This window comes from Streptosporangium sp. NPDC000563, assembly GCF_040299985.1.
Classification (GTDB): Bacteria; Actinomycetota; Actinomycetes; order Streptosporangiales; family Streptosporangiaceae; genus Streptosporangium.
On record NZ_JBEPDA010000010.1, the window covers coordinates 126,338 to 150,906 of the forward strand.

General features: G+C 70.3%; 32 protein-coding genes. 25 read left to right on the forward strand and 7 right to left on the reverse strand.

The annotated features are described in order from the left end of the window. Positions 1-70: 70 nt before the first annotated feature. Positions 71-304, forward strand: coding sequence for a hypothetical protein (locus ABT352_RS23265; RefSeq protein ID WP_350946999.1), 234 nt, complete (start codon positions 71-73; stop codon positions 302-304). Here the strand turns inward: ABT352_RS23265 and ABT352_RS23270 are convergent. Beyond that, on the reverse strand, positions 301-675 hold the full coding sequence (locus ABT352_RS23270) for a hypothetical protein (RefSeq protein WP_350947000.1): 375 nt from the start codon (positions 673-675) through the stop codon (positions 301-303). The genes ABT352_RS23265 and ABT352_RS23270 overlap by 4 nt on opposite strands. A 231-nt stretch (positions 676-906) precedes the next feature. On the opposite strand from ABT352_RS23270, the gene ABT352_RS23275 reads away from it, so the two are divergent. From ABT352_RS23275 to ABT352_RS23365, 19 genes are all read left to right on the forward strand, one after another. After that, entirely contained in the window at positions 907-1,758 is an 852-nt protein-coding gene (locus ABT352_RS23275) for a hypothetical protein (protein ID WP_350947001.1), read from the forward strand. A 26-nt stretch (positions 1,759-1,784) separates the two neighbouring features. Beyond that, positions 1,785-2,114, forward strand: coding sequence for a hypothetical protein (locus tag ABT352_RS23280; RefSeq protein ID WP_350947002.1), 330 nt, complete (start codon positions 1,785-1,787; stop codon positions 2,112-2,114). Between the two features lie 3 nt (positions 2,115-2,117). Continuing rightward, on the forward strand, positions 2,118-2,708 hold the full coding sequence (locus tag ABT352_RS23285) for a hypothetical protein (protein WP_350947003.1): 591 nt from the start codon (positions 2,118-2,120) through the stop codon (positions 2,706-2,708). Continuing rightward, positions 2,708-3,004, forward strand: a complete 297-nt coding sequence (locus ABT352_RS23290; RefSeq protein ID WP_350947004.1) for a hypothetical protein — start codon at positions 2,708-2,710, stop codon at positions 3,002-3,004. The genes ABT352_RS23285 and ABT352_RS23290 overlap by 1 nt, the downstream gene beginning before the upstream one ends. Continuing rightward, positions 2,997-3,284, forward strand: a complete 288-nt coding sequence (locus ABT352_RS23295) for a hypothetical protein (RefSeq protein ID WP_350947005.1) — start codon at positions 2,997-2,999, stop codon at positions 3,282-3,284. Before ABT352_RS23290 ends, ABT352_RS23295 begins: the two co-directional genes overlap by 8 nt. Continuing rightward, positions 3,285-3,476, forward strand: coding sequence for a hypothetical protein (locus ABT352_RS23300; RefSeq protein WP_350947006.1), 192 nt, complete (start codon positions 3,285-3,287; stop codon positions 3,474-3,476). A 149-nt stretch (positions 3,477-3,625) separates the two neighbouring features. Further along, complete coding sequence (locus tag ABT352_RS23305; protein ID WP_350947007.1) at positions 3,626-4,258, forward strand: peptidoglycan recognition protein family protein; 633 nt, start codon at positions 3,626-3,628, stop codon at positions 4,256-4,258. 41 nt (positions 4,259-4,299) lie between these two features. Next, positions 4,300-4,515, forward strand: a complete 216-nt coding sequence (locus ABT352_RS23310; protein WP_350947008.1) for a holin — start codon at positions 4,300-4,302, stop codon at positions 4,513-4,515. A gap of 193 nt (positions 4,516-4,708) precedes the next feature. Beyond that, on the forward strand, positions 4,709-5,143 hold the full coding sequence (locus tag ABT352_RS23315; RefSeq protein ID WP_350947009.1) for a hypothetical protein: 435 nt from the start codon (positions 4,709-4,711) through the stop codon (positions 5,141-5,143). 106 nt (positions 5,144-5,249) lie between these two features. Next, positions 5,250-6,707: a hypothetical protein gene (locus ABT352_RS23320; RefSeq protein WP_350947010.1), complete on the forward strand. Its 1,458-nt coding sequence runs from the start codon at positions 5,250-5,252 to the stop codon at positions 6,705-6,707. Then, the gene (locus tag ABT352_RS23325) at positions 6,704-7,696 is read left to right on the forward strand and encodes a hypothetical protein (RefSeq protein ID WP_350947011.1); all 993 of its coding nucleotides are present in this window, start codon (positions 6,704-6,706) and stop codon (positions 7,694-7,696) included. Before ABT352_RS23320 ends, ABT352_RS23325 begins: the two co-directional genes overlap by 4 nt. Continuing rightward, complete coding sequence (locus ABT352_RS23330) at positions 7,644-8,813, forward strand: helix-turn-helix transcriptional regulator (RefSeq protein WP_350947012.1); 1,170 nt, start codon at positions 7,644-7,646, stop codon at positions 8,811-8,813. The genes ABT352_RS23325 and ABT352_RS23330 overlap by 53 nt, the downstream gene beginning before the upstream one ends. Before the next feature lie 420 nt (positions 8,814-9,233). Beyond that, positions 9,234-9,515: a hypothetical protein gene (locus tag ABT352_RS23335; RefSeq protein WP_350947013.1), complete on the forward strand. Its 282-nt coding sequence runs from the start codon at positions 9,234-9,236 to the stop codon at positions 9,513-9,515. Then, the gene (locus ABT352_RS23340; RefSeq protein ID WP_350947014.1) at positions 9,512-10,507 is read left to right on the forward strand and encodes a hypothetical protein; all 996 of its coding nucleotides are present in this window, start codon (positions 9,512-9,514) and stop codon (positions 10,505-10,507) included. Before ABT352_RS23335 ends, ABT352_RS23340 begins: the two co-directional genes overlap by 4 nt. Positions 10,508-10,510: 3 nt before the next feature. Beyond that, positions 10,511-10,876 carry a hypothetical protein gene (locus ABT352_RS23345; RefSeq protein WP_350947015.1) on the forward strand — a complete coding sequence of 122 codons (366 nt, stop codon included), beginning with the start codon at positions 10,511-10,513 and terminating at the stop codon, positions 10,874-10,876. Positions 10,877-11,097: 221 nt separating this feature from the next. Then, positions 11,098-11,334, forward strand: a complete 237-nt coding sequence (locus tag ABT352_RS23350) for a hypothetical protein (protein ID WP_350947016.1) — start codon at positions 11,098-11,100, stop codon at positions 11,332-11,334. Continuing rightward, positions 11,331-11,540: a hypothetical protein gene (locus tag ABT352_RS23355; RefSeq protein WP_350947017.1), complete on the forward strand. Its 210-nt coding sequence runs from the start codon at positions 11,331-11,333 to the stop codon at positions 11,538-11,540. Before ABT352_RS23350 ends, ABT352_RS23355 begins: the two co-directional genes overlap by 4 nt. After that, positions 11,537-11,995, forward strand: a complete 459-nt coding sequence (locus tag ABT352_RS23360) for a hypothetical protein (protein ID WP_350947018.1) — start codon at positions 11,537-11,539, stop codon at positions 11,993-11,995. Before ABT352_RS23355 ends, ABT352_RS23360 begins: the two co-directional genes overlap by 4 nt. Before the next feature lie 110 nt (positions 11,996-12,105). After that, positions 12,106-12,345, forward strand: coding sequence for a hypothetical protein (locus ABT352_RS23365; protein ID WP_350947019.1), 240 nt, complete (start codon positions 12,106-12,108; stop codon positions 12,343-12,345). 70 nt (positions 12,346-12,415) lie between these two features. Here the strand turns inward: ABT352_RS23365 and pruA are convergent, their stop codons facing one another. Beyond that, complete coding sequence (gene pruA / locus ABT352_RS23370) at positions 12,416-14,095, reverse strand: L-glutamate gamma-semialdehyde dehydrogenase (protein ID WP_350947020.1); 1,680 nt, start codon at positions 14,093-14,095, stop codon at positions 12,416-12,418. Next, on the reverse strand, positions 14,095-15,021 hold the full coding sequence (locus tag ABT352_RS23375; RefSeq protein ID WP_350947021.1) for a proline dehydrogenase family protein: 927 nt from the start codon (positions 15,019-15,021) through the stop codon (positions 14,095-14,097). Before ABT352_RS23375 ends, pruA begins: the two co-directional genes overlap by 1 nt. Before the next feature lie 94 nt (positions 15,022-15,115). Between ABT352_RS23375 and ABT352_RS23380 the strand changes: the two genes are divergently transcribed. Beyond that, positions 15,116-16,186: a PucR family transcriptional regulator gene (locus ABT352_RS23380; protein ID WP_350947022.1), complete on the forward strand. Its 1,071-nt coding sequence runs from the start codon at positions 15,116-15,118 to the stop codon at positions 16,184-16,186. Between the two features lie 13 nt (positions 16,187-16,199). Here the strand turns inward: ABT352_RS23380 and ABT352_RS23385 are convergent, their stop codons facing one another. Then, complete coding sequence (locus ABT352_RS23385) at positions 16,200-16,949, reverse strand: glycoside hydrolase family 16 protein (protein ID WP_350947023.1); 750 nt, start codon at positions 16,947-16,949, stop codon at positions 16,200-16,202. A 111-nt stretch (positions 16,950-17,060) separates the two neighbouring features. Between ABT352_RS23385 and ABT352_RS23390 the strand changes: the two genes are divergently transcribed. Beyond that, positions 17,061-18,014 carry a hypothetical protein gene (locus tag ABT352_RS23390; RefSeq protein ID WP_350947024.1) on the forward strand — a complete coding sequence of 318 codons (954 nt, stop codon included), beginning with the start codon at positions 17,061-17,063 and terminating at the stop codon, positions 18,012-18,014. A gap of 204 nt (positions 18,015-18,218) precedes the next feature. Here ABT352_RS23390 and ABT352_RS23395 read toward each other — a convergent pair whose 3' ends face one another. Both ABT352_RS23395 and ABT352_RS23400 read right to left on the reverse strand, forming a co-directional pair. Continuing rightward, complete coding sequence (locus ABT352_RS23395; RefSeq protein ID WP_350947025.1) at positions 18,219-19,373, reverse strand: glycosyltransferase; 1,155 nt, start codon at positions 19,371-19,373, stop codon at positions 18,219-18,221. 275 nt (positions 19,374-19,648) lie between these two features. Beyond that, complete coding sequence (locus ABT352_RS23400) at positions 19,649-21,508, reverse strand: SpoIIE family protein phosphatase (protein WP_350947026.1); 1,860 nt, start codon at positions 21,506-21,508, stop codon at positions 19,649-19,651. Positions 21,509-21,633: 125 nt separating this feature from the next. Between ABT352_RS23400 and ABT352_RS23405 the strand changes: the two genes are divergently transcribed. Beyond that, complete coding sequence (locus ABT352_RS23405) at positions 21,634-22,356, forward strand: ANTAR domain-containing response regulator (protein ID WP_350947027.1); 723 nt, start codon at positions 21,634-21,636, stop codon at positions 22,354-22,356. A gap of 184 nt (positions 22,357-22,540) precedes the next feature. On the opposite strand, the gene ABT352_RS23410 is transcribed toward ABT352_RS23405, so the two are convergent. After that, positions 22,541-22,912: an STAS domain-containing protein gene (locus tag ABT352_RS23410; RefSeq protein ID WP_350947028.1), complete on the reverse strand. Its 372-nt coding sequence runs from the start codon at positions 22,910-22,912 to the stop codon at positions 22,541-22,543. Between the two features lie 195 nt (positions 22,913-23,107). On the opposite strand from ABT352_RS23410, the gene ABT352_RS23415 reads away from it, so the two are divergent. Next, positions 23,108-23,884: a SigB/SigF/SigG family RNA polymerase sigma factor gene (locus ABT352_RS23415; RefSeq protein WP_350947029.1), complete on the forward strand. Its 777-nt coding sequence runs from the start codon at positions 23,108-23,110 to the stop codon at positions 23,882-23,884. 176 nt (positions 23,885-24,060) lie between these two features. Continuing rightward, positions 24,061-24,459 carry an ATP-binding protein gene (locus ABT352_RS23420; RefSeq protein WP_350947030.1) on the forward strand — a complete coding sequence of 133 codons (399 nt, stop codon included), beginning with the start codon at positions 24,061-24,063 and terminating at the stop codon, positions 24,457-24,459. The last annotated feature ends 110 nt before the right edge of the window (positions 24,460-24,569 follow it).

A 24,569-nucleotide genomic window follows, 5' to 3' on the forward strand; every position in this document is an offset into this window, starting at 1 on the left:
TACCGGCAAAGTTGTCACTCAACATGGGTAATCAAGTCATCACAAATTGTGATCTTGGTAGGGTTGACGTGTGGAAACACACGGCCTACGCCTTGAGAATTCCCGCATCGTGCACCGGCCAGGCACGAGCAGGGACCGGTACGGTGTGGAACTTCCCGCCCCCGAATGTCAGACCCCGATCGGCGGGTGGGATCCGCGGCGGCTGTGCGCGTCGCAGGAACCCGTCAACTGCCGGCGCTGCCTGAAGCGCGGCAGCGGTCACGCCGCAGCCGCCGGGCAGGGGGTCGCCCTGGAGCTGTTCTAAGGGGCGGTGACTGGCCGGTGCGCCCCGGGCCAGGCACAGCACACGTCGAACCCGCCATGTCGCGGGCATTCGACGTCGCCTGACGTAGGACAGAAGTACACCTCCGGACAGCAGCCTTGTGCGGTGGCGGGTGACGGCAGGAACAGCACCGGCGGAGGTTCGGTGTTTTCCGGCAGGCCAGGCGTTGAGATCAGGTACGTGTCTTCTGGGAGGGCGTACGCCGGGAGGCGGCCGCCGGCCGGTGTCCTTCGGCGGCCCGGTGTTCGCGCCCCGGACGGGTTGCGGCGTCGCGGCAGGAGCAGGGCGAGCACGGCGACGCCGAGCACGCCGGCCACCGCCAGGGCGGCCCAGCAGGTGGCGGGAAGACGCATGCGCCGATCGTAGAAGTTCGCCCGGGCGGGCGAAGAACGCGCAGAGCTCTCCTCCGTGGCGGAGCCTGCCGGGTGGCGGCGCTTCGGAAAGGAGGCGACCGCCCCCGGTACGCTGGCCGTGAGCTGCTGGCGTGAGGGCCGGGCCTACCTGCGGACAGGTGCGGGGTGGTCACGATTCCCAGGTGCGGGTGCGCGTCCGGCTGTTCATGTTTGATCTCCGCTGGTGGCGGGGTGAGAGTCACCGGCAACGGCAGTGCCTCGAACCCGTACGTGGTGTCCGCGCTGATTTCCGGCGACGCGGGCAACGCGATGGTCATCGGCGGTGACGGCGGCCTGTACGCGGCCGGAGGCGGCGGTAGCGGCGGGTTGACGACGGTCGCGATCCAGGACACCCCGTGTATCGATCTGAGTGGCCTGGGCACGGCGCCGCAGCCGTTGAGGGCGGCGCCGATCATCGCGCCGACCGCGGGGAACCTGCTGGCGTGCGCCGCGAACGGACTGCAGGCGTCGCTGACCGTCGGCGCGTGCGGCTTGCAGGGCGCCGGCACCGCGGCGTCGCCACTGGCGGCGAAGGTCTCCGCGTGGCCCTACCTGTGCCCGATCGACGCGCAGGCGGGCCTCGTGTACTGCGACAGCGGCGGCACCCTCAGATCAGAACCACGCGGCAAAACGGAGTATTTCACCACCACGTTGAATCAGACGTACGCGAACCTGGCGGTGCCGACGACGACCACGACCGGCGGCACCACCGTGGAGACACGGTCGCTGTCGGTCACCAACCCGGATGCGTGCCGGCCCGCGCTGGCCATCACGATGACCGAGCTCGATGTGGACTTCGTGATTCCCGCCGGAGGCCGCGCCGGCATGTTCATGTACGGCGACGAAACATACCGGTTCGAGAACCGGGGGTCGGCGACGGTGAGCAACGTGCACACGCAGACGACGAAAGTGGTCGGAAACACCATCGTCCCGCCTGGTGCCACGCAGAACATCGACCTGGTGATCGGGCTGGGGTTCGGGTTGGCCGGAGCCACGTACAACAGGATCCAGTCGTTCATCCGCGCCGTGCTGATCGCGCTGTAGCCGACACGTTGAGGAGGTCAGACAGGATGGACGACACCACACCGCCGGAGGGGTTCCGCGGGGACCGTGCCGCACTGGAGCACGTCCGTTACTTCCGCACCGGCACCGGCAGCGTGGGGGAGGTCGCCGAGTCCGCCGCCGGGATCTCGTCGCTACCCGACGACGCGGTGGAGATCACCGCCAGGCAGTACCGGCGGGAGCTGGCCGGACTGCGCGCCGGAACGGAGCGGCTGCTCGCCGACCTGCGCGCGCAGGACGAGGAACGCATCCGCGGCGACCACGAGGCGCTGCGCGCCGCCGGTATTCCCGAAGGCCTCGCTCGCCGCCTGGCCGGCTACCCCGCAGGGGAGGAGTGACCGATGCCTCAGGTATGTGTCGGCCCCGAATTCACCGTTGACCCGAACGGCCGTTTGAGACTGGATTTGTGTGGTGGCCCCGCCGAGCAGGCGTGGCCGTACGCGTGCCCCACCAGTAGTAACCCTTTGCGGATCGACCCGAACTGCGGGCTGTGGGTGCCGCCGTACGCGAAGGCCGGGCGGGCGTCCGCGTCCGGTACGTCCGGCGGCGCCCTGGTCACCGTCCCCGCCGGGTTCACCGAGGTCGCCCAGGCGGAGATCGAGGTACAGAACCCGTCCGACTGCTACACGGCGATCGTCGTGCAGTGGATCCAGGTCGACGTGGACTTCTACCTGCCGCCGGGTACGGACTCGCGGGCCGGGTTCCGTATCAACGGCAACAGCATGATGGCGTTGGAGAACTCGTCGCCGGCGGGTGGCACGCAGGAGACCGGCGTCCACTGGGATCTGCACCAGACCTTGGTGTCGGGGACGATTCCCGCGGGCGGCAGCAACACGTTCACCAGCCCGATCGATGTGGGGTCCGGGCAGGGCGGCGCCCAGTACGGCGAGATCAGATGGCAGATGAGAGTGCTAGCCCTGGCAGGACTGTGATGATCACGAAGTTTTTCCGGCGGGCCGACGGGACGCTGCTGTCGCGTTCCCTGGAGGTCGAGGGCTCCTACGCGATGGCGCTCACCGTGCCGTCCGACGCGGTGGAGATCTCCGCCGAGCAGGCCGAGAAGCTCCGCGCCGGCCACGCAGCCCAGGCTAAGGCGTGGGTGGCGCAGCAGGGGGCGGCCGCCGACCTGGTGCGGCGCGCCGACTATGAGGCGCTGCTGGTTTTGGGTGTGCCGGAGGCGACGGCGCGCCGCCTGTCGGGCCACCGCGGAGGGGGTGGTGATGAGTGATCTGCCCGACCCGTTCAGCGGGGTGGTCACGGCCGCGCACGTCTACAACGCCGTAGTGGAGGTCGGCAAGCAGGTCGTCGGCGTGGACCACAAGGTCGATTTGGTCGACGGGAAGGTGGGCGCCGTGGACCAGAAGGTCGATGGGGTGGTGACGACGGTGTCGGATCTGCAGAACCGTGTCCGTGACCTGGAGGCGAACCGGTGGCCGAAAAGCCTGCCGACGCTGATCGCGTTCGGCGCGCTCCTCGTCGCGGCGGTCGCGCTGTGGCGGGGGTGGTGAATGGGTTCGGGCTACATCGTCCGCTGGTATGTGGCGGACACCATGCCGTGTGAGCGTCACACGCCGGCGGGGGCGGTCCTGCCGGGCACGCCCGGCAGGGGGGAGACGCCGCAGGTGGGGCGGCCCTACCGGGACCGGCGGAAGCAGGCGGCGCGGCGGCGCGCCGCCCGGATGGCGAGGGGGAAACGCTGATGGTGCACCTGGTGGGTCGCGACAAGTGGGGGGCGCGCTCGTCGAAAGGAGAGACGCTGCTGCAGGCCCGGCCCAAAGGAGTGAAGATCCACTATGTGGGGGATCGTGTTGACCCGGGCATTGTGAAAGATCACAGCAAGTGTTTGGCGTTGACGAAGACCATCCAGAAGCAGCACATGGACGGCAACTTGTGGGCGGATCTGGGGTACACCGGGTTGTGCTGCCCGCATCGGCAGGTCCTGGTGGGGCGCGGCCCTGGGGTGCTGCCGGCCGCGAACGGCAAGGATCTCAACGCCCGTCATTACGCGGTGATGGCGATGGTGGGCTCTTCCGGCCTGGTCGTTCCGCCAGACGACATGCTGCACGGCCTGGTCGACGCTATCGAGTGGTTGCGGGGCCTGCCGGAGAAACAGCGGCCGTGCGGGTACGAGGTGCTGGGGCATCGTGACGGGTGGGCCACCGACTGCCCCGGCGACTGGCTGTATGAGTGGATTCAGGACGGGTGGCCGCGGCCCGGCGAGGCGACGCAGCCCTCGACGGGGGTGGAGGTGCCGCCGTGGCCGGGCCGGATCCTGGAGTATCCGCCGGCTGCGGTCGGTGAGGATGTCCGCGCCTGGCAGGAGCAGATGCGGCTGCGCGGGTGGCGCATCACCGTGGACGGCGCCTACGGGCCGCAGTCGCGGGACATCGCCCGCCAGTTCCAGCGGGAGAAGGGGCTACGGACGGACGGCAAGGTGGGCCGCGACGACTGGGACGCGGCGTGGCTGGCGCCGATCACGTAGGGCGGCATCGCCGGCCGGGGAAGGGCGGTATCTGGTCGCGGGTGTGGTGGCGCGACGCGTTGGAACGGGCGGTGCGCGCGGGTGCGGCCGCTGCGCTCACCGGGGTCGGCGCCGAACAGCTCGGCGCGGTGCGAATGTCGACGCTCCGCACGATGCTGCTGCTCGGTGGCGGCGGTGCGCTGGTGTCGCTGCTGCTGTCGCTGGCCGCGGCCGGCACCGGCGACGCCAAGTCGGCGTCGTTCGCCGACGCGCCCTGAAATGGGCGAAGGGCCCGCCGTCGAGGTGGCAGGCCCTTCTTCGCTCCCCCGTGGTCGGAGAGCTGCGCCCGTAAGCGCCCAGCCGTTGAAGAGTACCGCATTGCTTTTCTTTTACCCTCACTGTTGGGGAAAAGTTGCACAGAGTTCCCCCCTAGGTGTAGTGTAAGAGTTGCACTCTGAGGGAGGTGAAATAGTGACCGAAGCGCCCGAAACGCTGCCTGATCTGGTGGGGCAGCCCGACCTGGCCGCGATGCTCGGCGTGTCCATCAACACGCTGCACTCGTGGCGGGGACGGAAGGACTACGACAAGCTCTGTGAAGCCGATGTCGTCGTCTCGGGCACCCCGTTCTGGTTGAAGCAACGCTGGACCGACCCGGACGCGCCGCTGCCGAAACTCCCGCCGTTGGTGGGGGTGAAGGAGGTGGCGGCGATGTTCGACGTGGACCCAGACACCGTGACCGTCTGGTTCCAGCGGAGAAACGGGCCACCCGCCCCGGCCGTGAAGATCGGCCGGACGCGGATCTGGACGGTTCCGCCGTGGGAGGAGTTCGCCCGCCGCACCGGCCGGCCCATCGACGTGTCCGCTCTGAACAGGATCAACCAGGCCGATAAGGCCGACCGGCAGTAAGCACCACCGTTCGCCCCAGTCTGGGGCGAACTCTGACCTTCAGCTGTAAGGGGACAGTCGAGGAAAGTTCCCGCACAGCTTCCCCGTGGAAAGGGAAAACAGCACCGTGGTTCTTCAAACGCGCCCGCCGACCTGCGTGGTGCCCTACCCGACGATCCTCGTCGAAGGCCCCGCAGACTCCGGCAAAACGTGGATGTTCGTGCAGCTCACCGCCTCCCCGCTGGTCGGCCGCTGCCTGCTGCTGGACCTCGGCGACGGCCGCGGCGACGAGTACGGCGACGCCATCACCGGCACCCCCACCTACGAACTCATCGACCACGACGGCACCTGGGCGAGCATCATCGGCCAGGTGGAGGCCGCGCACGCCGAGGCGGCCCGCGCGCACGCCGCCGGGGAAAAGCCTGTCGCGTTGTGCGTCGACAGCGGCTCGCGCATCTGGGACATGCTCAAGTCGTGGGGCAACGCCCGCGCCAAGGGGTCGATCAAACACCAGAGGTTGCTGGCTTGGGACCCGAACGCCGAGGTGCGCATCCCCAACAACATCTGGGATGACGTCCGCGACCGGCACAACCAGTTCCTGCACCTGCTCGCGACGTTCCCCGGCATCACGGTGATTACCGCACGCGGCCGGGAAATGTGGATCGACGAGGAGAGCACCGACCCGGTGCCGAAGATGGCCAGCTACAAGGTCGACTGCCACCGGGACCTGCTGCACGCGGCGACCGTGTGGATCCGCCTGAGCCTCGATGCCCCACCGACGATCATCGGGGCGCAGTCGAAGCACCTGAACATCACGCACGGCTCCGACGAGGCGCGCATCGTCCCGGACCTGAACCTGGCCGACCTGATCTTCAAGACGTTGCGGATCTCCGCCGACAGCCAGCCCCGCCCCCTGGTGCGCCTCGGCCAGGAGCGGCTGCCCGAGGCGATCCGCGACGACGCGCTGGCCACCGTCGACCGCGAACACCTGCAACGGCTCCTGACCGAAGCCGCCCACCCGGCGCACCGGGGCATCACGGTCGACAACGAGTACGGAGCCGAGGAGACCCTGACCGAGCTGATCACCCGCCGGATCCGGGCGATGGCCGGTCAGGGGGGCGTCGACGGCGCCGAGTACGCCGCCCCAGACGGTGTCCCGGCAGCGCCGGTCCGCGCGGTCGCCCAGCCCGGCCCCGGCGGGCAGGTGATCCAGGCGACCGCAGAACGATCAGCCATCCCACCCACCCCGCCGGACACGGCTGAGCCCGCCCCCCCGGAGACGACACCGGACCCGGCCGCGCCGCTCGACGAGGCGACCCTGCTCGTGCTGCAGCGCATGCTCGCCGACTGCGGAGTCACCACCCCCGATCAGCGGCACGTCGTCCTGCAGATCCTCACCGGCAAGCGGCTGACCAACAGCCGCAGCCTGACCACCGCGATGGGCGCCGACCTCATCGTGATGCTCGCCCCGGTGATCACAGCGGCCGCGCCGAACGAGGCGCTGCGAACCCTGATGCAGGCCCGCGTCGCCGCCAGCATGACCGCCCAAAACCCCGTCCTCGCCCAGGAAAGGCCCGCCGCATGAGCCGCCGCACCCCCAACAAGAAGACCACCCGCAAGAGCCGTACCTGGAAGAAGGGCATGGGGCCGGGCACCTACGACTTCGACAAGGGCGAGTTCACCCCGGCCGCCCCCGCGGCGGCCGACCCGCCCGAGGCCGCACCGGAGCCGACCACCCGCATCCACGGCGTGCCCGGCCGCGACGAGCCTGTGGTCTTCACCGGCGACGACGCCATGCCCGGCTTCGACAACCTGTCCTTCCAAGAACTCGCCCAGCTCGCCGGCATGGCCGGGGTGCCGACACCCCCCGACACCGGCGAGATCCTGGAAGGAGTGGTCCTCAAGGAGGAGGTCGCCGCCGCCAGGAAACTGCTGGCCGAGGCCGAGGAGCGCGGCGAGAGCGCCCTGGACCTGGCTCACGCCTACGCCTACCTCGACCAGGTGCACAAGGCGATCGGCCGTCAGGTCAAGCGCACCCGAGAGCACGCCGAGAAGCTGTTCGCCGCCGCCCAGCTGGTGCACGGCATGAAGTCGCTCGACGTGATGGCCGACGACGGCGGCCCGGCCGTGGCGACCATCCACATCCAAGAGCCCACGCCGCAGATCACCTGGAACATGGAGGCGGTGAAGGCGTTCTGCGAGAAGCACGCCCCCACCGAACTGTGCCAGCAGGTTCTGCCCGGCGCCCTCTCCCTGCCCGACGTCGTGGCCTACATCGCCATGACCCACCCCGACTACGTGCAGACCCACGTTCAGGAGGCGTACCTGACGCGCCTGCAGTCCGAGATCGACGAGCAGGGCCGCAAGGCCGACCCGACGACGGGGGAGCTGGTGCGGCTCGCCACCATCACCCCGGGCAAACGCAAGGGCGCGTTCATCACCCGCTACGCCACGGCGAAGAACGGCCGTCCGAGCGGCAAGGAACGGATCGAGGCCATGTACCGGACGGGTGCGATGGGTGATGTTCTGGCGCTCGGCCCCGCCCTGGACGAGCCTGCAGCCCAGGAGGCTTGAGCAGGTGGGAACGATCCATCCTCTGGTCGCTGAGCTCGACGCCCTGCGCGTCGGGCTCGGCGTGCCCGAACAGGCCGTCGCCGAGGTCACCGGCACCGACGCTCACGAGGTCAGCTGGTGGGGCATCGGGCTGAGGACCCCGTCTGTGCAGCAGACCATCGCGTACGCGGCCCTGCTCGGCCGACGCATCGGCTTCACCGACGCCGGAGGGGAAGTCGTCTACGTTGACCAGCTGCACGGCGATGCCGATGACCCGGTCGGACGGCTCATGGCCGTTCTGGAAGAGCATCGTGATCAGCTCGGTTGGTCGCGCAGCCGGGTCGCGGCCGAGATGGGGGTGTCGGCGGCCGCCGCCAGCCGGTGGGCCGCGGGCAAGAAGCCGCCTTCGTTGGCCAGCTTGACCGGGTACGCCGCCGTCCTCGGCTGGAGGACGGTGCTCGTCGTCGTGGACGTGCCCGAGCCGGAGCAGGTCCCGCAACCGGCCCGGGGCGGGCCGCCGAAGCAGCCACGCTCCTCGGCGCGGCGGCGGATGCTGCATCCCCTCGTCGCCCACCTGGAGCAGACGCGGACCGCGATGGGGGTCTCGCAGGCACAGATCAGCCGGGCGACGGGAGTGCATAAGAACACGGTCGGCCGCTGGTCGACCGGCGCCAAGACGCCCAGCGTGGAGAACCTGGTCGACTACGCGCGGGCTCTCGGCGAGGACGTTTTCATCGGGCCGCTGGCCGAAGGGCCGCCCCCGGCGCCTGAGGCGGTGCGTCGAGGCCGCATCCTGCAGGAGATCGACCTGGTGCGAGGCAACCGGGACCTGCGCCGCGGCGGCGTCCCCTCCCGCGACGACGGGACCGGCCCGCAGTGGCGGCAGGCCGCAGAAGAAGCGCTCGCCGAAGAGATTCGGGCCGACTGCGCCAACCGGCTCACCTGGGCGGTCACGGTGCGGGCGGTGCTCGCCCGGACGTTGGCTGTCGGCGACCCGGCGGATCTGCGCGCCGAGGTGCTTTCCGCGGCCGCCGAGCTGATCGCGTGGGTGGAGGACCTCGACGCCCGCACCGGCCGCCGGGGCGGCGAGCACCTCGGCGGCCAGGCTGGCGAAAGCGAGGAGGGCGGCGGCGGGTGACGGTTCCGCCGCCGTGCGGCTTGCCCGGCTGTTCGACCGGCCAGCACTTCACGCCCGCGGTTCAACGGCAACGCTGGCGGTAGATGGCAAACGGTCGTTACTGTTCCCCCACGGCTCCCGCTGCAACAGCCCAGCAGCGTTATCGGCGGGAGCCGCACAAGGGCCCGGAAAAGTGAAGGGCCGGGGTCCGCCTGCCAGCGGTCCGGCCCTGTGTACGACCTAAGTCGAGGAGGTCGTGGTGCTGCGCATCACTGTACCCATACAGGTCCCGGCCGCACAGGCGATCGGGGGTCGCATACCCGCACAAAACCCGAGCCTGGTTCGGCTTCTTCCTGGGCGAACTCGCGCCTGCCGGACCGCGCTTCCGGTGCTTTCACCGCTCGTGCGGACGGTTCACGCGTCGGCGCCGGGGAGGTGCCGATGAGGAGCGAAGGACCGCTGCCTGCGGCGTGGCTGGCCGATCCGCGGCTGACCATGGAGCAGCTGCTGATGCTCGGCTACCTGGCCGGATTTCCCGAGGGCCACCTGTATGCCTGGGAGACGATCGCGAGCGGCATGCCCTACCACCGGCGCGACGAGGCGCTGCGGCTGATCCGCGCGCTCGCCGACCTTGGCTACGTGGTGATCACATCGCCGGATCCGGGCGCGTTCACTTTGTGCTCTCGCGGGATCGTCGCTCCCCGGCGATCGGCTGACGAGTGACCGACAACAACGAGCGTTTCAGCGTTGCTCAGGCGTCCAAAGACCCATTCGGAATGATCTATTTCGAGGTTCTTGATGATGATCGTCTGGACCGCAACGCTAAGGACGCCTATGTGTGTCTGGTCCGGTGCGCCGACTACTACGACAGGACGCTGGAGGAGCTGACGCGCGCCGACATCGCCGCCGTGATGGGCATGTCGGTCGACTCCTTCGACCGCGGTCTCAAGAAGCTCGTCGCGTGCGGATACGTCGAAGTGCTGGTGCGTTTCCAGCCCGGTACGAAGTCGCGGGCCCCCTCCGGATACGTGCTCTACGACTCCAAACTGGCCCGCCTGGAAAGGGGTATCAGGGAGAAGTCGGACGCGACTACGGAGAGTGTGCCTGTGGATAACCTTCCCCAGGTAAGTCGCGCCAAGCTCAAAGACGAGGTAAAAACCGCAGGTCAAGGTGGCCGCACAGAGCGGCCACCACAGAACGGGCATAGTGGGGCCCTGGCCGCTGACAGCGGCAACCCTTGCCGCTCACAGCGGCCACCCTTGCCGCAGGGAGCGGTAGCTATTCCTTATAGAGGTTTTAAAAGAAGGGGGGAAACCCCCCTCCCTTCCCTCCCCACGCCAGAGGACCTCGCTGTGGACGAGGAGGAGGGGGAGGAGATCATGGAGTTGGTCGCAGACCTTCGCCGCCTGCGCCCCGACTGGTCGACGCGGTCGATCATCCGCACCCTCACCGACGCCTCGGTGGTCGAGCGGCCGTGGTGGATCGTCCGGCACGCGGCCCTCGCGCTCGCCCGCGATCCGGTCACGCAGTTCCCGGGCCGTCTGCTCCACGACGGGCCGTGGTGGCACGCCGCCACCCAGGCCACCGACCGGCCACCGGTCATCCCCTGGTGCGGTACCTGCTCCGACCCGATCCGCCGTCGCGTCGAAGACGCCGAAGACCGCGACCTCGGCCCCTGCCCCAGCTGCCACTTCTCCATCCGCAAAGGCGCCTGACCGGTGGAGCCCAACAGCCGGGAGAAGACCCGGTGCAAGCACTGCGGCACGCTGATCTTCTTCGCGGTGACGCGCAACGGCAAGCGGCAGCCGCTGAACGTCACACCCGACCCGGTCCACGGCAGCGTCGCCGCCTACCGCCGGGGCGTGCAGCTGTGGTGGTGCCGCTCCCTGCTCGCCGCCACCGACGGCGAGCATCCGGCGCACCCGCTGGAGAAGCGGTTCGTCCCGCACCACACGACCTGCGGCAGCCGCGCCCCCTCCGCGCAGCTGGCCATTCCCGGCCTGGACGATGAGCCGCCGGCCCCGCCTCCGGTGGCGCCGCCGAGGCCCGACAACGTCATCCCGTTCCGGCGGCGCCGCCCCTGAAGTGCCCTGCTCGCCGCGCCCGCCGAACGACCACCCCGCCCCCATCTTAGGAATCGACAAAGTAAAGGGGCCTTTGCCGTGCGGCGTGCGACATCACGAGAAGATCGCCGTTGGACCAGGTCACAGCACAAAGCGTCAAGGCTGAACCGGCGAGCCGTACTGGCACATCCACGGGATGACCTCGCTAAATTCGGCCCATGAGCAGCCGTTCCTCTTGGGCCATGAGCCCCGACGCCATCACCGAGGTGATCCCGCGTATCCCCGCGCAGTCCCCGCACAACACCGCCCCCATCCCGATACTTCAGCCGATGGCGATCGCCCTTCCCGAGTCGGTGCCTCTCGTGGCGATCCCGTTCCGGCCCTGGCGGATCATCTGGTGCGCGCTCAGCTGGGGCCATTTCTGGTGGCCGGGCGCCGTGCGCTGCCTGGACTGCGGCTGGGAGCGGAGGCGGGCATGAACGGTGCCGCGCCTGCGGACACCGCGCTGTTCATGCCGGACGGATTCGACGTCCGGCTGCGGCACTGCGGGCAGCCGATGAGGGAGCGCGGCAGCAGCGTGACCTGGACCGGCAAGCCGGGCCAGGGCGAGGAGCTGTCGGACCACAGGTTCACCTGCTCGCACTGCCCGGTGGCGGTGACCATCTCGGTGCGGCAACCCTCGTGACTGGCTCACTGCTGCAGGGCCGGCCGTGGCCCGAGGATCGGGACGAGCCCACCCACGGGCACCGCGAACGGGGCCTGTTCCTGCCGCCCGGCTGCTCGGTCGTCGTGCGGCACTGCGGGCGGCCGATGGAGCATCAGACCAGCGCGATGCAGTGGACCATGTGCCGGAGCGGGGTCGGGGGGCCTGGGCCGGGGCAGTCGCAGCATCTGTTCGCCTGCCCGAACTGCGGGGGGAGAGCCGCCGTCAAGCTGGACGTGCCCGACTCGGTGTGGGCGTTCCAGAAGCCGAAGCCCGACGGTGGGGGTGATGCCTCGCCGCCGTGGCGGGCGGCCGCGCGGCGCGCCGCGATCGCCGAGTGGGACCGGCGGGTCCGCGAGCAGGTGTCGGCGGCGCCGGACGCGCACGCGATGGCCATCGCCGATGCGGTTGTGGCCGCGCTCGAGGAACTGGAGTGAGCGGCTTCCCGGCCGCGACGCGGTCGGCGATCCGTTCCCGGTCGATGGGGATCTGCGAGGCGTGCGGTCGGCGGCCGGCGACGCAGCAGCATCACCGGGATCCGCGGGGGATGGGCGGTGATCCTCGGACGATCACGAACTGCCCGTGCAACGGGCTGGATCTGGACGACGTGTGCCACGCGTGGATCGAACAGAATCGAACGATCGCGCGGAAGCTGGGGCTGTTGCTGGGGCCGGGGGAGGACCCGTGCACGGAGCCGGTGTTACTGCGGGCGGCGTACGGGCCGGGCTGGTACCGGCTGGACGCCAGCGGCGGCACCTCGTGGGTGGGGTCGATGCCCTGGCTGTAGCCGGAAACGATGGAAACGAGTGACGCCCGGGTTTCGCATGCGGAACCCGGGCGTCACCGCTTTTCACGGCCTATTCGGAATAGCCGAACTTCTTGAGATCAGGCTGCTCCCAGCCGGACTGGGGAATGTCACCCCTATATGGTCCCTTGACAATCGGGGGGGCGAAGGTCTCCTTGACGGTCCTGGCGCTCACCCAGCGGGTCAGGTTGAGGATCGACCCGGCCTTGTCGTTCGTGCCCGACGCCCGGCCCCCGCCGAAGGGCTGCTGGCCGACGACCGCGCCGGTGGGCTTGTCGTTGATGTAGAGGTTGCCCGCCGCGAAGCGCAGCCGCTCCGAGGCCGAGGCGATCGCGTAGCGGTCCTGGGCCATGATCGAACCGGTCAGCGCGTACGGGGAGACGCCCTCCATCTGGTCCAGGACCGTGTCGAAGTCCGCGTCGTCGTAGACGTGCACGCCGAGGATCGGCCCGAAGTACTCCTTGACGAAGATCTCGTCGGTGGGGTCGGCCGACTCCAGGATGGTCGGCCTCACGAAGTAGCCGGTCGAGTCGTCGTACGACCCGGTCAGCACGTTGATCGAGTCGAGCGAGCGGGCCCGGTCGATCGCGGCCCTGTGCTTGGCGAACGCCCGCTCGTCGATGACCGCGCCCATGAAGGTCGACAGGTCCGCGGCCACGTCGCCGACGGTGAGCGACTCGGCGGTGCCCACGAGTTCGTCGCGGATCACCGACCAGACCGAGCGCGGCACGTACGCGCGGGAGGCGGCCGAGCACTTCTGCCCCTGGTACTCGAACGCGCCGCGGATCAGCGCCGTGGTGAGCGCCGCGGGGTCGGCCGAGGGGTGGGCGAGCACGAAGTCCTTGCCGCCGGTCTCGCCGACCAGGCGCGGATAGGACCGGTAGGAGGCGATGTTCGCGCCGACCGTGGACCACAGGTGCTGGAAGGTGGGCGTGGAGCCGGTGAAGTGGATGGCCGCCAGCTCGGGGTGGGTCATGGCGACCTCGGAGACGGCCGCGCCGTTGCCGGTCACCATGTTGATGACACCCGGCGGCAGCCCCGCCTCCTCAAGCAGGCGCATGGTGAAGTGCGCGGAGAACTGCTGGGTGGGGGAGGGCTTCCAGACGACGACGTTGCCCATCAGGGCGGGAGCCGACGGCAGGTTCGCCGCGATGGCGGTGAAGTTGAACGGCGTGATCGCCAGGACGAAGCCCTCCAGCGGCCGGTACTCCATCCGGTTCCACACGCCGGGCGAGGAGATCGGCTGGTCACTGAGGAGCCGCCGCGCGAAGTCCACGTTGAAGCGCAGGAAGTCGATCAACTCGCAGGCCGCGTCGATCTCCGCCTGCTGCGCGGACTTGGACTGGCCCAGGATCGTCGCGCCGTTCAGCGTCTGCCGGTAGGGGCCGGCCAGCAGGTCGGCGGCCCGCAGGAAGATCGCGGCCCGCTCGTCGAACGGCAGGGCGCGCCACGCGGGCGCGGCCGCGAGCGAGGCGTCGATCGCCGCGCGCACGTCGTCGGCGTTCGCGTCCGCCATGCGGCCCAGCACGGAGGCGTGGTTGTGCGGCTGGACCACGTCGATCGGGGCCCCGCCGCCCATCCGCTGCTCGCCGCCGATCGTCATCGTCAGGTCCAGCTGGGCGCCGGCGAGCTCCTTGACGCGGTTCTCCAGCGCCGTACGCTCGGCGCTGCCGGGCGCGTAGCCGAGCACCGGCTCGTTGACCGGGGCGGGAACGGTGGAGATGGCATCCATTAGTTGCCTCCAAGGGCACGAAGGAAGAAGGCGATGTTCGCCGGACGCTCGGCCAGGCGGCGCATGAAGTAGCCGTACCAGTCGTCTCCGTACGGGATGTAGACACGCACGGTGTGACCCGCCCCGGCGAGGGCGAGCTGCTTGTCGGCCCTGATCCCGTAGAGCATCTGGTACTCGTAGTCGCCGCGGGACCTGGAGAACCGGTCGGCGAGCGTCTCGGTGATCGAGATCAGCCGGTCGTCGTGCGTCGCCACCATCGGGTAGCCCGCCCCCGACATGAGGATCCGCAGGCAGCGCACGTAGGCCTTGTCGACCTCGTTCTTGCTCTGATGCGCCACCGAGGCGGGCTCGGCGTAGGCGCCCTTGACCAGGCGCACCCGCGATCCCTCGTGCGCGAGGTCGCGGCAGTCGGCCTCGGTGCGGAAAAGGTAGGACTGCACGGCGACACCGGTGGAGGGAAAGTCCAGGCGCAGGGCCCGCAGGGTCTCCAGCGTGGAGTCGACCGTGGTGTGGTCCTCCATGTCGAGGGTGACGTTCGCCCCGCAGTCGCCGGCCGCCTCGCAGATCCGCCGCGCGTTCTCCAGGGCGATCTTGTCGCCGTCGGCGCCGAGCGCCTGGCCGACCGCGGAGAGCTTCACCGACACCTCGGCCCGGTCACCGAGCCCCAGCCCGCCCAGCGCGCCGAGCAGCGTGACGTACGCGCCGGCCGTCTGGGCGGCGGCGGCGGAGTCTCTCGTCTCCTCGCCAAGGTGGTCGACGGTGACGGCGAGCCCGGAGGCGGCGAGCCCGCGGATCGCCTCGACCGCCTCCCGAGGCGTCTCGCCCGCGACGAAACGATCGACGACCTTGCGGGTCAGCGGCACGCCGGAGACCGCGCGCCGTACCAGCGGCGACCGGGACGCGCCGAGAAGGAGAGAACCGAACATGTTTCCAGCCTAAAACCTCCGCTCGCCCGGCCATCATGTGCATCTGCCACGATCGACGGGCGGGGCTTTCATACACATGTATGACAATGGTGGGGTGTTGCAGGAGACGGTAGACGAGATCGCCACCAGGCTCGGCGCCTCGGCCACCCTGGAGGACCGGGCCTTCCAGCTCCTGGCCTACGCCGCGCAGAGCGGCGACATCGACGTGGTGCGCCAGGAGTCCATTCTGCGACGCCGCGCGACGGACCAGGTACGCGCCTACTTCGAGGGGTACGGCATCGCCGGGGCACGCGGCCCCGTACGCATCCCCGCCGACGCCGACCTGGGAGTCCTCGCGCGGGTGTGCGTGCCGTTGCGGCACCACGAGGTGACCTACGGCTACCTGTGGCTCCTCGACGACGGCACACTCGGTGACGAGGTCCTCGCCTCGGTCGGCGACCTGGTCTCCAGGGCCGCCACCGTCCTCGCCCAGGAGGCCCGCAGCCGTCAGGACCTGGGTGCGAACCTACGGGAGCTGTTCTCCTCCGACGCCGAGGAACGCTCCCGGGCACTGACACGGCTGGACGACGTGCGCGGCCCGGTGGCGGCGATCGCCGCCCGCGTCTCCCCGGACCGGGTCGCCGCCCTCTGGACGCTCCCGCGCGCCGTGCTCGCCGACCCCGCGTTTCCCGTACGGGGCGAGCCACTGGTCGCCCTCCTGGCCCCGGCGGGCCAGGCGGGGGAACTGGCCGACCGGATCCAGGGCATGTACGGAACGGTGGTGGGCGTCGGCGCACCCAGGGACGAGCCCGCGCAGGCCTGGCGAAGCTGGCGGGAGGCCGTGCACGCGCTCGGCGTCGCCGGACGGGTGCCCGCGCTCGCGCCCGTCGCCACCTGGCCAAAACTGGGCGTCTACCGGCTGCTCGCCCGCATGTCACCGGCGGGGCTGCGGGAGCTCGCGGAAGAGGTCGCCGGGCTGGCCGAGGACCCGGAGCTGGCCAGGACCGTGGAGGGCTACCTCGACCGCGCCGGTCACGTCCAGGAGACCGCCGGTGCGCTCGGCGTGCACCGCCAGACGCTCTACTACCGGCTGGCCAAGGCGGAGCGGCTCACCGGCAGGAACCTCGCCGACGGCGAGGACCGCCTGCTGGTCCACCTCGCCCTCAAGGCGGCCCGCCTGCTCTGAGCCCCGGGTCCCGTCAGACGGGGGCCCGGTAGATCTTCACCCAGTCCACGTACATGCTGACCGTCGGAGGAGTGGAGCCGTTACGGCACGGCGACCACTGGTTGCACGTCACGTCGTTCTGGAGCGTCAGGTGCATGGAGCGGCTCCTCGGCACGTTCGGCCCCCGGTAGTCCCACACCTTCCTGCCGTCCAGCCAGAACGTCAGCCGTCCGGGCAGCCAGTCGACCGCGACCGTGTGCCACCGGGTGAAGTCGGCCCTCATCTGCCGTTGGGCCTGCGGCCGGTCGCCGCGATGCACGAAGATCCCGCCCGACCTGCGGCTCGGATCGATGATCTCCGCGAAGTCGACCTCCGCGTACTCGCCGCCCCCCTGGTCGGACGGCCAGAGCAGCGCCACGGGGGTGTAGCCCGCGCCGCGTTCGGCACGCAGCCGCACCTCCCAGCGCCCGTACCGCTGGGCGCCGCGGGTCGCGATGCCCCCCGACAGGTCCCTGCCGCCGTAGAAGCCGCCCTTGAGCCGCAGGACGCCGCCGCCCACGGTCGAGGCCCGCCCGGTGCGCGGGTTGGTCTCGGCACCGGGGGAGTGGTAGACGACCCACTTGCGGTCGTCCACGCGGGTGCCGTTGAAGTTCTCCACCAGGATCGGGCTGCCCCACCCGCGCGGGGTGGACGGGTCCGTCCGCGCGGCCGCCCCCGTCGCGGGCAGCGAGGAGAGGGCGAGGGCGGCGGCCAGAACGCCCAGGAACGTGCCACGAATCGACATGGGGACATCAAAGCAACAATCGCACTCCAGTAACAGAGGTATTTCGTTTTCGCATACGTCCCACTGGTTCGGGGGGTGCCGTCCGGGTCAGGCTGTGCCACGATTCCGCACATGAACGACGTTGACGCCGTACGGCGAGCACTGGCCGGCCTGGTGGAGTCCGGCGAGCTCCGCCCCGAGCAGGTGGAGCCGGTCGCCCGCGCCGTCGGCGAGGCGTTGCGTGAGCCGGGGGCCGGCGACCGGGTCAGGTGGAGCGAGATCCTCGCGTACGTCGGCGGTGCACTCGTCCTGGCCGGTGCCGCGGCCTTCGTCGGCCTGGGCTGGGACCGGATGACCCAGCCGGCGAGGATCGCGGTCCTCGCCGTGGTCACGGTCCTCCTGCTCGCGGTGGCCGTGGGGCTCGGCGCGGCGGCGCGGTCGGCGACCGGCAGGACGGCCGCCGTGCAGGGCAGGGTCGCGGCCACGCTCGCCGCGCTGGGCTCGGCCACGGCGGCCCTGTGCGCGGGGGTGGTGGTCGACCGCCACGAGGGTCTCGTCGCCGGGGTGGCCGGGCTGGTGGTCGCGGCGACGGCCTACGCGCTGTTGCCCACCGCGATCGGCCTGCTGGCCTGCGGCGGTTTCGCGCTGGTCACGGTGACCGGCCTGCTGGACGTCCTCGCCGGGCGGGAGGGCGCGGGCTGGGGCCTGGCCTATGTCGCGCTGGGCCTGCTCATCCTGACGGCCGCCCTGGCCGGGGTGCTCGTCCCGCGCGACCTCGGCCTGGGCATGGGGGCGGCGATCGCGCTCTTCGGCGGTCAGTGGCCCGTCCTGTGGGACGGAGGCGCCTGGGGATACTGGCTGACCGCGGCGATCGCGCTCGCCTGCCTGGCCCTGTACCGGCGGTGGCGCACCTGGGTGCTGATCGTCAGTGGCGTGGCCGGGCTGACGCTCGCGGTCCCCGAGGCGGTCTGGGACTGGACGGACGGCGCCGTGGGCGGTGCGGTGATCCTGGTCCTGGCCGGGGTCGTCCTGCTGGCCGCCAGCGGCCTCGGCGTCGTCCTGCACCGTCGCGTGGCCCGGTCGTAGACGTCGCACGTACCCGCCGTGAGCCGTCACCCCCGTGCACGCGAGCGCGAGCGCGACACGTCGAACGCCACCGAGGGCACCCTGTAGGTCACGCTTGTGCACACGGGCCCGACACGCGAAGACCGGGGACCCCTTCGAAGGGATCCCCGGTCTCGGAGGGTGTTCCGCGTGGCCCGCGGTGCCCGGCCGGCGCGGCGGACGCGGTCAGCGGGCGGAGCCGGAGAGCGCGGTCTCGTAGACGTGGACGAGTTCCTGGCTGATCCGCTCCCAGGAGTAGCGGGACCGGGCGCGGTCGGCACCGGCGAAGCCGAGCGCGGTGCGGCGGGTCGGGTCGGCGAGCAGCTCGCGGGTCAGACGGGAGGTCTGCGCCGGGCGGTCGGCGGGCACCAGCAGGCCGGTCACCCCGTCCACCACGGAGTCGAGGTGGGCGCCCACGGCCGAGGCGATGACGGGGACGCCGCAGGCCATGGCCTCCAGCGCCACGACGCCCGCCGGGGCCTCCCTGGGAAGGGAGAGAACCACGTCGGCGCTGCGCATCAGCTTGGCGATCGAGGAGTGCGGGACGTGCCCGAGAACGGTGATCCGGTCGTCGACGCCGATCTCCTTGGCCAGCAGCATCATGCGGTGCGCCTCGGCGTCGTGCTCCAGGTCCACGGACGCGGGACCACCGGCGATGATCAGCTCGGCGTCGGGAATGCCCTCCAGCGCGCGGAGCGCGGTGTGCACGCCCTTGTCGGCCGTGAGCGGACCCACGTGCAGCAGGCGGGGGCGGTTGCCGCGCGTGGCGGCCGGACCCTGGCGACGGAACCGCTCGACGTCGACGCCGCACGGGATGACCGAGATGTTGCGGCGCGGCACGCCCAGCCGGATCAGCGAGCTCTCCTCGTCACCGCACCCGGCGATCACCGCGCTGGCCCGGCGCCCGATGGCCCGCTGCAGCCGGACCTTCTTGGCGTCGTGGGAGTTCTCGCTGCTGAAGGTCTGGGTGAACGGGACGTTGAGGCCGTTCGCTCCGGCGATCGCGGCGAGCCCGCCGGTCCAGGAGTGCGCGTGGATGACGTCCGGGCGGTCCTGTCCCCAGCGGTGCATCAGCTGGTCGCCGAGGTCGGACAGGTAGGGCAGGACGCTGTCTTCCGGAAGGTCCTGCGCGGGGCCGGCGGTCAGGTTCTCCAGCGTGACGCCCTGCGACACGCGAACCCTGGCCTTCTCCGAGTCGGAGTTCCTGCGGGTGTAGATCGTGACTTTGTGCTCGCGGCCGAGCTCACGGGCCACTGCCATCAGGTGAGCGCGCTGGGCGGCGAGGTCGGACTCGTCCTGGGTGGAGGAGAGAGCCTCGGAGGAAACGAATGCAATGTTCACGGCACACCTCTGGGAGGAGATAGGCATAAAGAGCCTGTGATTCCTTCAGGGGTGCCTGCGTCTTAGGCACACGTCTGTATGAGGTCAACCATACCCCGATCCGCGCAGAAGCCAAACCCCTGAGGCGAAGCCGGGCCTCCCGACGCGTCCCGCGCTGCCGCGACTCCTCGGCCCCGGAGCTCAGGACGTGTGATCGGCTCCCGCGTTCTCCCCGGTCAGGGGGATGTCGAGGCGTTCGCCCGGCTGTCCGTACCGAATTCGACCGGTTATCCGGCTCATACGACGCGAAGAGCGAGGATCACGATCTCATCCCAGACCCTCCCGCCGGAGAACGCGTGCCGGTCCTCCTCCACCGTCTTGACGATCTCGGCGGGGGACTGCGCCACGCAGCGCGCCAGCACGTCCGCCAGCCTGATCTCGCCGTAGGACTCACCCAGCTCGTTCTGCGAGGCGACCAGGCCGTCGGAGTAGAAGACCAGGGTCTGGCCCGAGGCCAGGGTGAGCTCCTCGGTGAACATCTCCGCCTCGGGAGCGATGCCCAGCGGAACGCCACCCCCCGCGGTGAACCGGACCCCGCCGTCGGGCAGCAGCAGCGCGGCCGGGTGGTGCCCCGCGCTGGCCAGCCTGATCCTGCGCGCCTTGATGAACCCGGTCACCGCCATCACGAACATGCCGTTGTGCTGGGCGGTCAGGGCCTGGTTCAGCTTGCGCATCACCTCGCCGGGGTCGGTCTCCCAGACGCTGAGCACGCGCAGGCCGTTGCGGACCATGGCGCTGACCGACGCGGCCTCCTCACCCTTGCCCGCGGCCCCTCCGAGGGCGAAACCCCATCCGTCACCGACGCGGAAGACGTCGTAGAACTCGGCGCCGACCGGGCTGGAACCCGCGTTGTAGATGGCCGCGGCCTCGAATCCCGGGATGTCCGGCAGGCTCCTGGGCACCACGCTGGTCCGCAGCGCGTCGGCCGCCCGGGAACGGGTCTGGAAGCTGCGCCGCGCGCGCAGCGCGAGCCCCAGGTGGGCGCCGATCTCCTCCATCAGCCCCAGATCGGCGAGCGAGAACGGTTCGCGGTCGCGCAGCCGCACCAGGGTGAGGGCTCCCAGCACGCCGCTCTCGCCGCCGATCGGCACGATCAGCACCGAGGCGGCGCCCATCACCCGCAGCAGCGGCGGGCCACCGGGAACGTCGCCGAGCAGCCTGTCGTCCTCCAGCATCTCGTGCACCACGCCGGAGCCGCCGGTCAGCACGTGCGCGACGGCCGGAGCGGTCAGCGGGTTCATCCCCTCGGCGAGGCGGAGCAGCTGGGTCACCGGCTTGTCGCTCGGGCCCAGCACGCAGGCACGTTTGGGCATGCCGTCGCGGACCACGTCGGCGATCACCCAGTCGGCCCACTCGGCGGCGAGCAGCCGTGCGGCCCTGGTGACGGTCACCGGCTGGCGCAGGCTCTCCTCGTCGAGCAGCAGGCGGGTCATCCTGGACAGCAGCTCCTGCCGGCGCGCCGCGGCCATGACCAGGGTGGCGTCCGAGCGGTCGGCCGGGCCGTGCGGCGGGCCCGCCACCTGCGCCTCCAGCGGCAGGATCATGACCGCGACCATCTCCTGCGGCTCTCCCGGCATCGTCAGCCGGGTGACGGCCAGCTGAACCGTGTGCGCGCGGCCCTGGTGGGCGAGCCGCGTCTGGAGGGTCGCGGTCTGGCCGCCCTGCTGGACCGCCGTCAGGTGCGAGCGGAACGCCGCCCGCCGGGAGACGTCGACGAACAGCGGGAACGAGCGGCCGATCAGGTATCCCGCCGGGCTGCCGAGCATCCGGGAGGTCTCGGCGCTGATCCGCCGCACCACCCCGGAGGCGTCCAGCACCACCACGGGGATGGGGAAGGTGCGGAACACCTGCCGCAACAGCTTGAGCTCCCGCTGTGACCCGCTCTCCCGCTCCCCCGACCGTTTGGGCGCCTTGCGCAGCTCGCGCACCGAGGCATCCAGCAGCTCACGGGCGGTGTCGAGCTCCGCCAGCGCCGCGTCGAGTGTGGACCGGGGGTCGGCGGGGTAGGCGGACTTCGCCTCGCGCAGGGAGGAGATCCTGGTGGTCAGCGCGTTCAGCGCCTGCTCCAGGGTCTGAAGGCCAATGGCGTCGGTCAATGCTCGTCCTCGTCAGGGGCCGGAGTGGACTGGTCCCGTCGTAGACGGTACGCCACCCGGTGGGCCGAATCGATGCGCGGTCGGATAGTGGTTAAGTTAGCGACACAGGGGAGGGGAGTCGCGAGATGGACATGGTCACCCCCGTTCTCGCCCGGGACCTCGCGGCCCTCGGCAGGGTGAGCGAGGAAACGTCGAGCGAGAGCGTGCTGCGCGGTCTCACAGCCACTCTCGCAGGCGGCGTGCCCGGTTGCGCGGGCGGCTCCGCCGAGCTCTGGCGACAGGAACGGATGGTCGTCTCAGCTTCCCACAGCGAGCTCATCGTCCTGCTCGACAGCGAGGGGGAGATCGGCGAGGGGCCCTCGTCCGAGGCCCGCGCCACCGGGCGCCACGTGATCGTCCAGGATGTCCTGCACGAGCCCCGCTGGCCCGCCTACGCCGGCATGGCCGTACGCTGCGGCGTCCGCTCGGTCCTGGCGATGCCCATCGTCATCGAGCACGCCGTCCTGGTCCTCGGCATGTACGGGGTGCGTCCCGGTGTCTTCGCGGCGAGGAACGTCCCTCCGCTCGCCGACATGCTCGCCGAGCAGGTGGGTGTGGCCCTCGCCAACATGTGGGACTACGACGAGGTCCGCACCGACGCGGCCCAGATGCAGGAGGCTCTCGCGGGCCGGGCGATCATCGACCAGGCCAAGGGCATCATCATGAAGTCCAGCGGCTGCTCGGCCGAGGCCGCCTTCGACGAGTTGCGCCGAATCTCGCAGCACCACCAGGTGAAGGTCGCGGACCTGGCCAAGCTGCTGGTCGAGGAGCACCAGCGCAACCGCGAGACGAAGAAGAAAGAGGGCTGAGGGCCCGGTGGGGGGCGGTTTCCGGCGGCCGGCGGCCGGCCCGGGATCGTCGGGAGAGCACCGGGGGGCCGTCACCGGTCGGCTCCGCCTTCCGCACGTGCCCCTGCCCGAACCCGGGCGGTGACCCGCCCCGCCTCCTCGGACACGGCCGATCCGCGACAAGGCGGCACGTGCGGAAAACGGGCTATCCAAAGGCGGCGATCGCCTCGTCGATCGTGTCGTACAGGGGCAGCCGCTGGGCCAGCCCTGTGATCCACATCACCTTGGTCTTGGCGTACTCCACCCCGATGAGGGCGAACTTGGCGCCCGCGGTGGTGCTGACCTGCCAGTGGTGGACGATGAGTCCCAGCGCGCGCGAGTCCATGAAGGTCACACCGCTCAGATCCAGCGCCATGTCGAGACCGTGCTCGCCGGTCTCCGCCGCCAGGTAGTCGGCGAACTGATCCCTCGTCGTCGCGTCAAGCAGACCCGTCACCCGGATCACGTTGATCCCACTGACCAGCGCCGACGTGAGAGTCAGAGCTGCCGATCTCTCGCCGTTCTCCGACACCGTCACTCAGGGCCTCCTCGTGCCATTCGATTAGCAACCTTACTGTTACCTGGGGGCGAGTAATACTCCTGGATTCGGGGGAATACTGGAACCCAGAGGTCCAGCAGAGGGCCTCGCCTCGAAAATTGGTCGAGGCGATGCCGTCTGCCCGGATGTTGCTTCCGTGGTCGGCTCGCCCGACAGTAATACCAGGGAGCAGCAATGTCTGTTCAGGCACTCGAAATCACCGACATGACCGCTGAGGACCTCCTCGCCGAGATGTCCCTGCCTGAGATCTCCGAATACCGCGCCGAGCGCCTGCGTGAGCGCATCGTCGAGATGCACCGCCACCTCGCCATGGAGATCGCCCGCCGTTACCGCTACCGCGGCGAGCCGATGGAGGACCTCCTGCAGGCCGCGTACGTGGGGCTCATGAAGGCCATCAACGGCTTCGACCCGACCCTCGGGCACCCCTTCCGCGGCTACGCCGTGGTCACCATGACCGGTGAGGTCAAGCGCCACTTCCGCGACCGCACCTGGGCCATCCGCGTTCCCCGCGTCTACCAGGAGCGCAGGGCCGAGCTGAACCGCCTGGTCGCGGACCTCAGCCAGGACCTCGGCCGAGCCCCCACGGTCGCCGAGCTGGCCACGAAGATGAAGATCTCGGAAGAGGACGTCCTGCTCACCCTCGACGCCTCCGCCGCCTACAGCGCGCTCTCACTGGACGCCCCCCTCGGCGCCGACGACGACGCGGGCGCGCTGGGCGACGTGATCCCCGACGAGGACGATGCTCTGGGCACGCTCGTGGACCGCGAGGCGGTCAAGCCGCTGATCGACAAGTTGCCGGAGCGCGAGAAGAACATCCTCCTGCTGCGTTTCTTCGGCAACATGACCCAGGCCGAGATAGCGGCGGAATTCGGGATCTCCCAGATGCACGTGTCCCGTATCCTGCGGAAGGTGCTTGACCAGCTCCGTGAGGAACTTGTCGCCGAATGCTGAATAGACCGCCCGTTGCGGGGCACCCCAGTCGGCGACAACGGACGTGGCGTAAGGTGCGTTTGAATGGATCCCGGATGCTGAGGACAACGGCGAACGGGAACAGGGGAGGCGGATCTCGGGTGAACGAGGACGGTGTTCGTCCCGCTCGTTTCACGGCGAGTGGCGGCCGTTCCCGGATGATCCCCGCAGGCGCCGCCGTCGCCGAACTCGCCTTCTGCCTTCCCGATCTCCCCGACGTCCGCGACTTCGCCGCCGCCCAGGCCGTGCGGAGTGGCATGTCCCAGGAGAACCTCGCCGACTTCCTGGTGGCGCTGAACGAGGTCGCCACCAACGCGGTCATCCACGGTCACACCACCGCCAAGGCGGTGTTGCGGATGTGGACGGTCGGCCGGACCCTCCTCGTGGAGATCCACGACGAGGGCCAGTGGGACCCGGGACCCGCTCCGGGCGAGACGCCTCCCGGCCCGCAGGCGACCAGCGGCATGGGGTTGTGGGTGGCCCGGATGGTCAGCTCCGACATCAAGTTCGAGACCGGGGCCTCGGGCACGTTCATCACGATGTCCTTCAGGGTCTGATTCTCTCCGGGGAGGCGCTCGGAGGCCCTGGAAAGCCGGTGGACTCACAACTCCCACCGCCCTACTGTGAGACCTTATTACCCGCTGAATACCCCACGAGAGGGACCCCG